Source organism: Proteus myxofaciens ATCC 19692 (genome assembly GCF_001654855.1).
Lineage (GTDB): Bacteria > Pseudomonadota > Gammaproteobacteria > Enterobacterales > Enterobacteriaceae > Proteus > Proteus myxofaciens.
This window is the reverse complement of the sequence record NZ_LXEN01000277.1, coordinates 1-211: the sequence shown is the minus strand read 5'-3', so window position 1 is coordinate 211 and position 211 is coordinate 1. Positions and strand designations below refer to the sequence as shown.

General features: G+C 31.8%; 1 protein-coding gene. It reads left to right on the top strand.

Going from position 1 to position 211, the window contains the following annotated elements; all coding sequences use genetic code 11:
• Positions 1-211: GFA family protein (locus M983_RS17810; RefSeq protein WP_425415210.1), on the top strand; the 211-nt coding region annotated here is incomplete at both ends.

The following is a 211-nucleotide window of genomic DNA, read 5'->3' as shown; positions in this document are numbered from 1 at the left end:
ATTCTTCTTCCGAATGGGGAGAGCGGGGATTTTGTAAATGTTGTGGTACACACCTGTTTTATCATCTGAAAGAAGCGGATATTTATTATGTGTCTGCTAGCCTATTTCCTGATACAAAAGAAAGTAAATTAACATTGCAAATATATATTGATAATAAACCTCACTATTATAATTTTGTAGAAAAAACTCCCATGTTAACTGAACAAGAATT